Consider the following 6,534-nt stretch of genomic DNA (forward strand, 5'->3'; position numbering starts at 1 on the left):
CGGATATTTTTCTAATCTGTCTATATTTTCTTCAAAATACTGCTGATAATTCTTCTGTATCAATTCATTAGAATCAAAATAATATTGATAAGGATACATACTGGTTTTCTGTGGTAATCTTAAGATTCTGTTATAAAACTGTACAAAGCCTCTTTTAATGATTTTGTCTCCCACAAAAACTTTCCATTTTGCATCAGGCTTCATTAAGGTTCTTTCCCAGACATATTGTTCTGCTTCCTTACAATGTTTGGAAAGCCATTCAAAATAGAATTGGTGGTTGTATTTCCATTCTTCAGGTAAACTTACTGCCAGTTTTATAAAATCCTTAGTCATAAACGGAGAAGTCTGATATGCTTTTTGCTGAAACACCTGTGCACCAAAAACAGTTCTGTTATAGGCCAGATTCCTTAATAAGAAAATCTCTTCTTTTTCATGCTTTTTAAAAGCCGTTTCAAGATCAGATTGGACCTTAGGCAAAAATAGTTTATTCATAACTATCTTATATTCGGTGGGCTTCTTTTTTCTTGGTTCAGAATTAAAACCTCCTAAAATCCCATCTCCGATCTGCCCGCTATGGAATATTGAAAAGTTATTATAAGACAGATTCTCAATTGCATGATGAACATGGATACCACCAGTATAAAGAGTCATTCCTTCCGATATTCTCGTTAACTCATCGATTTTATTTAAAAATACTCCTCCGTCTAAAGAAACGAATTCGTAGTTTAACTTATAATCATCAGCAATCTTTCTCGAAATCTTCTCATCAAAATATTGAGACTGAGAAAAACAAAAAGCACATCCTATATCAAAATTATTTTTCAGAGCATAAAACATAGCCATTCTACTATCTAATCCGCCACTGAGAAGTGATAAGTGAGATGTTCCATACTCCAGATCTTTTTCATATTCCATTTTTACAGCTTCTGTAAAAACGTCATGGATGTTGTCCAGAGCGCTCTCCTTATTTTTATTGTAATATTCTATTTCTGAAACATTAAAATATTCTTTCTCTGTAATTATCTGGTCAGAAACATTAATTTCCAAAAAATGAGCATCTAAAACCTTATAAACATTTTGAATAGGGGTTTTATTTTCAAGTAAGCTACCCACGACTAATAATTGGTAAAAAGCATCCATATTAGGGCTTACAGAAAACCCATTCTCTTTTATAGTTCGGCTGAGCCTGATCAAATCAGTATCAATAAAAATATGATCATTTAAGCGAGAATAAAAAACTTTTTGGGTAGAAGTAGGGTTGGTGAAAACTAAAAGCCTATTATTATTTTTATCCCAAATACAACCTCTGAACTCCCCTTCCAATTGCTGGATAATTTTCCAGCCACACTCCTTATAGGCTTTAACCAAATACTCATTAAAACCTAGCGAAGTATTTTTCAGCAAGTTCTTTTTATTAAGAATGATCCCATCTACCAAAATATCTACTGAGGGTGATTCTATAAAAACTGAATCATAAATTCGTTTTCCAAAAAAATCTTTAATTTGAACTTCATTATGATATATACCAACAGAAAAACCTTGCTCTATCATATCACCTTTTGATATATTTCCATAAATTGCCTCGCAATAGATTCTCTCGAATATTGTTCAACCACTACCTGTCTGATCTGATTTTCATCTTTAAAAGAATATTCCCCTTTACATATTTTTTCCAGCTCAGTATACAATTGTTCTGTATTATTTCTTTCAATTCCAATTCCCAGCCCTTCCTGGATTAATTCTGCTGCACCTCCTACATTTGTTGCAATTACAGGCTTTCCACAAGCATAAGATTCCAAAATTACGCATCCCTGCGTTTCATTTTCACTAAAAAGAATAAAGTAATCTGAATTTTGCATCTTTTCTGCCACTTCTTTGTGGCTAATTAAACCGAAGAGTTTTACATAGTTTTCGCCCTTCAAATCTTTTATTAATTTTTTTAAAGGAACAAGATCACCATCTCCTCCTATTTCCAAATTTACATGATATCCTTCCTTATGTAAACGAGAAATCACTGTAATGATATCTTTAGGCTTTTTCAAAGGAGTAAGGCCAGATACATGAAGAAAATTTATAATATGAGTAGTTTCAGATTTAGGTTTAATGGTAAAAACTTCCGTATTCACTGTATTGGAAATGACCTTCATCGGAGTTTCTATTCCCATGAGCCGAAGGCTTTCTTTAAGATGATCACTGACCGGTAAAATATATTCAGCTTTCTTAGCAATATACTTAGCTATTATCTTAATCTTAAAAGGTGTTTTAGCCTGATTCTCCTTCTGAAAAGCAGACCAGTGCTCTGTTACCACAAAAGGTATTTTATATTTTCTCTTAAGATAAACTGCAAATAGCATATTATTATGCAGAATATTCGCATGAACCAAATCGGGTTTTGTCATCTTATTGAAACCCAACTTATAAGCATTTATTCTTCTTAAAAAATTTCGAACCGGATTGTTAGTGCTCTTATAATAAATTATCAGTACCCGTATATTATTTACGTTGTTATCGTCAAAAATAAATTCTTCTTTTTGGTTTAAATCTCCTATTACATGCAATATTTCTACATGATTCAATAAGGATACTGCTTCTGCATGATACCATACAAAATTACCATTGGTAGGCTCCAGCTTATTTGGAAACCATGATGAAATAAAGAGAATATTCAAAAAGAATTATTTTATAGAAGCAGCCCAGCTTCTTTTCAATGGCAAAAGAAAATCTGAAAGGAAGGCTACATATGTCGATTTAGAAAAATCGAACACTTCAATATCTTCAGAGATTTCTCCATTTTTTAATCCGTTTTTGAAATCACTCAACTTTAATGTTTTTACTTCTCCATTTTCTACAAAACTGGCTTTCATACGGTCAAAAAATCCTAATTGATATTCTTCTTCCAACTGTCTCATCAGACCTGTTAAAGAATCAATAGAGCAGCCCGATGCCGCTTCTTTTTCTTCATCTACACAAACGATAATAAATTGATTTCTCTCGATCTTAAAAGAAGAAGACAATGGTTTTCCATGCGCAGCCCAGGTAGCCAGGAAGTCATATAATCTTTCCGTAATTGCCTTAGCCTCTTTTGTTGTAAATGGTCGGGAAGCCGGATAGACAATCACTCTATAATCATTAGTCTCTACTATATTTGATTCTTCAATTTTCATTTCTTCTGTATTTAAAGTATAAAATTAAGCATTATAATTGAATTATTTTAAATAACAAAAACTCAAGAAAGCCTTGAGTTTTATTTTGCCATATCTTATTTGGTAAAAGCTTTATAAATCTTCAGCTTCTGCCAATAGTTCTACAATATCTTTAACGGCAACTTCTTCATTTTTATTAAAATGCTTGACACCGTCAGTCATCATCGTATTACAGAAAGGACATCCTGTGGCTATTACTTTAGGCTCATAGGACAATGCCTCTTCCGTTCTTTCCACATTAATATCCTTATTCCCTTTTTCCGGTTCTTTAAACATCTGAGCTCCTCCTGCTCCACAGCACAGACCATTGGTCTTGCATCTCTTCATTTCTACCAGCTCGGCATCCAGTTTTTCCAATAAGATCCTTGGTGCTTCATATTCATCATTAGCTCTTCCCAAATAGCAGGGATCATGGAATGTAATCTTCTTCCCTTTGAAACTTCCGCCTTCAATCTTTAATCTCCCCTCTTCCATCAGGTTTTTAAGAAACTGTGTATGGTGTAATACCTCGTAGTTTCCTCCCAGGCTAGGATATTCATTTTTAAGCGTATTAAAACAGTGAGGACAAGCCGTAACAATTTTTTTAACTTCATAAGCATTAAGAACTTCAATATTGGTTAATGCCATCATCTGAAATACAAACTCATTTCCAGCTCTTTTTGCAGGATCTCCGGTACAGCTTTCTTCCTGTCCCAAAACCGCAAATTCCACACCTAACTTATTAAGTATTTTACAGAACGCTCTGGTAATTTTCTTTGCTCTATCGTCAAAACTTCCTGCACAACCCACCCAGAATAAAACTTCAGGGGCTTTTCCTTCGGCAGCATATTCTGCCATTGTTTTTATATTGAAATCCATTCTATTATGAATTTATTTTTAAATTTTAAGAACCTGATCTAAGCTTCTGTCGCCCAATTTAAACGATCCGCCTGATTATACTGCCAAGGTGCTGCATTATTTTCCACATTGGTCATCATCAGGTTTAATTCCTGAGGTGCTGCAGACTGTTCCATAACCAGGAATCTTCTCATTTCAAAAATGATGGAAAGCGGATCCAGTAATACGGGACACGCATCCGTACAGGCATTACATGTTGTACATGCCCAAAGTTCCTCTTTCGTTATATAATCATTTAACAGCTTTTTGCCATCATCTACAAACTTTCCGTTTTTATCAATATTACGGCTTACTTCTTCCAAACGGTCTCTTGTTTTCATAAGGATCAATCTTGGAGACAGTTTTTTCCCGGTAATATTGGCAGGACATACTGAAGTACATCTTCCGCATTCCGTACAGGAATAGGCATTAAGCAACTGTACCTGATTCAAGTCGAATACATCTTCTGCTCCAAATTTAGAAGGAGCTTCCTCTGCCTGTCCCTCCGCAGGTACCGCATAAGGATCTGCATTAGGGTCCATCATCAACTTAATCTCTTTAGTAACGGATTCAAGATTATTGAATTTACCTTTCTTTTCAAGGTTAGCATACCACGTACTTGGGAATGCCAAAAGAATGTGAAGATGTTTAGAATAATAAAGATAGTTCATAAAGAACAATATTCCTACAAAGTGGAACCACCAGGCAGCTTTTTCCGTGAAGAATAAAAACCCATCACTGAAGTTACTGAAAACAGGAGCCAATACTGTGGAACTGATCGGGAAACTCCCATGTGCTGATAACAGTCCTCTTTGCTGCAGAACCCAATCGGCAGTATTCATTTTAAAGAAAGCCATCATTAAAGCAAATTCAATTACAAGGATCCAATTGGCATCATGTTTTGGCCAACCGAAAAGCTCTTTCATCGTCAGTCGCTTTACTCCATAGAAGTTTCTTCTGATAAAGAAGATAACAACTCCCACAACTACTAAAAGTGCCAGTATTTCCAATGTAGCAGTAAAGAAGCTATAAAAAGTATCACCAAAAACAGAAGCTAAGAAACGGTGTGTTCCGAATATTCCGTCTACAATGATTTCAATAAGCTCAATATTGATAATAACAAATCCAACGTATACAAAGATATGCAGTATTCCGGCCACAGGACGTCTTACCATTTTGCTTTGACCCATTGCAACACGAGCCATGGTTCCCCAACGCTCGGACTTGTGATCTGTACGGTCTATTTCCCTTCCTAATCTTACATTTCGATACAGCTTGAACATGCTTTTGCCAAACAGTCCAAAACCGGCTACCAATAGAATCAGAAAAATAATATTATCAATATACTGCATAGGATAAATCGTTATTAGTCTTTATTATTTTTACCGAATACTGAAAAGTTGATATATCTTTTCGGATTCGCTTTCATGTCTTCAATTAAAGAGTTCAGATTATTTGATGCAGAGTTCAGGTTATTATATAACTGCTCATCTTTCATCAGCTTTCCTAAACTTCCTTCTCCTTTATCAATACCCCCTATCACCTGATTAAGCTGACCTACTGTATTATCTAAACTAGCGATCGTCTCATTCAGTTTTTTAGTATCTATACTTTCAGCAAGGTTTCCATATTTATCCAATGTCACTTTTCCACTCGCCATCGTTGCACTTGCATTATCCAGAACCTGCTGAAGCTTCGGATCATTATGTCCTACAAGAGAGTTTACTCCCGCAGCCGTAGTTTGTAGAGCTTGAACTGTCTTATTTAAATTTGAAAGCAACGCTTTGATCTCGGCTCTGTTTTGTGCATCTACCAATTGATTAGCATTGGTCATTAAAGAATCTACTCTGTGCAAAACGGTTTGTAGCTGGTCTTTCACCGGACCTACCTGCGAAGAAAGGCTACTCACCAGAGATAGTTTATAAGCACTTTGTAAAGTATCTCCATCTTTAGCAGTAGGGCCTCCATATACTAAATTTACACGCATTTCTTTTCCAGACATTATTCCCGGTTCAAAAATCTCAAGAGTGGATTTTTTTGAAAACTCAAAATTATTGTCCACTGTAATTTTTATAATAAAATGGATTTTACCATCTTTGGCAGTTCTGGGAATGATCTTATCCACCTGCCCTACTTTCAATCCATTAATAGAAACGGGTGCAGACTGTGCCAATCCCTCTACATTATCGTATTTTGCATAAAATATATTGTCTGTAGTAAAAAGGCTTCTGCCCTTCATAAACTGGAACAGTAATACAAATCCTACGATAGCGATAAGCGCTATTATTCCAGCTTTTAATTCTTTACTAAACTTCACTTTCCTAAATTTTTTCTGATGAGCAAATATAATACATTTTAAATTAATCTTTTTCTTTTTTACAATGCATTAAATACAAAAAACCGGAAAAATTTTGCGGCTTTTTTGTATTTAGTCTTAATTTATTTTTTAATGTTA

General features: G+C 34.8%; 6 protein-coding genes. All 6 read right to left on the reverse strand.

All coding sequences use genetic code 11. From position 1 onward, the window contains the following. A partial coding sequence (locus Q0A18_RS12960) for an asparagine synthase-related protein (protein WP_292010572.1) occupies nt 1–1,551 on the reverse strand: 1,551 nt, incomplete at its 3' end. Then, nucleotides 1,548–2,669, reverse strand: coding sequence for a glycosyltransferase (locus Q0A18_RS12965; protein WP_292010573.1), 1,122 nt, complete (start codon nt 2,667–2,669; stop codon nt 1,548–1,550). The genes Q0A18_RS12965 and Q0A18_RS12960, both read right to left, overlap by 4 nt. A 6-nt stretch (nt 2,670–2,675) precedes the next feature. Beyond that, complete coding sequence (locus tag Q0A18_RS12970) at nt 2,676–3,164, reverse strand: hypothetical protein (RefSeq protein WP_292010574.1); 489 nt, start codon at nt 3,162–3,164, stop codon at nt 2,676–2,678. Between the two features lie 111 nt (nt 3,165–3,275). Continuing rightward, complete coding sequence (locus tag Q0A18_RS12975; RefSeq protein ID WP_292010575.1) at nt 3,276–4,061, reverse strand: (Fe-S)-binding protein; 786 nt, start codon at nt 4,059–4,061, stop codon at nt 3,276–3,278. 38 nt (nt 4,062–4,099) lie between these two features. Next, nucleotides 4,100–5,431 carry a (Fe-S)-binding protein gene (locus tag Q0A18_RS12980; RefSeq protein ID WP_292010576.1) on the reverse strand — a complete coding sequence of 444 codons (1,332 nt, stop codon included), beginning with the start codon at nt 5,429–5,431 and terminating at the stop codon, nt 4,100–4,102. 14 nt (nt 5,432–5,445) lie between these two features. After that, nucleotides 5,446–6,396, reverse strand: a complete 951-nt coding sequence (locus Q0A18_RS12985; protein WP_292010577.1) for an MlaD family protein — start codon at nt 6,394–6,396, stop codon at nt 5,446–5,448. Nucleotides 6,397–6,534 lie beyond the last annotated feature (138 nt).

This window comes from Chryseobacterium sp. (assembly GCF_022712095.1).
Lineage (GTDB): Bacteria > Bacteroidota > Bacteroidia > Flavobacteriales > Weeksellaceae > Chryseobacterium.

Bases quoted from the DNA above. Each gene is read 5' to 3' on its own strand.
- Q0A18_RS12975 (WP_292010575.1), bottom strand. From the start codon at position 4,061: ATGGATTTCAATATAAAAACAATGGCAGAATATGCTGCCGAAGGAAAA.
- Q0A18_RS12980 (WP_292010576.1), bottom strand. From the start codon at position 5,431: ATGCAGTATATTGATAATATTATTTTTCTGATTCTATTGGTAGCCGGT.
- Q0A18_RS12970 (WP_292010574.1), bottom strand. From the start codon at position 3,164: ATGAAAATTGAAGAATCAAATATAGTAGAGACTAATGATTATAGAGTG.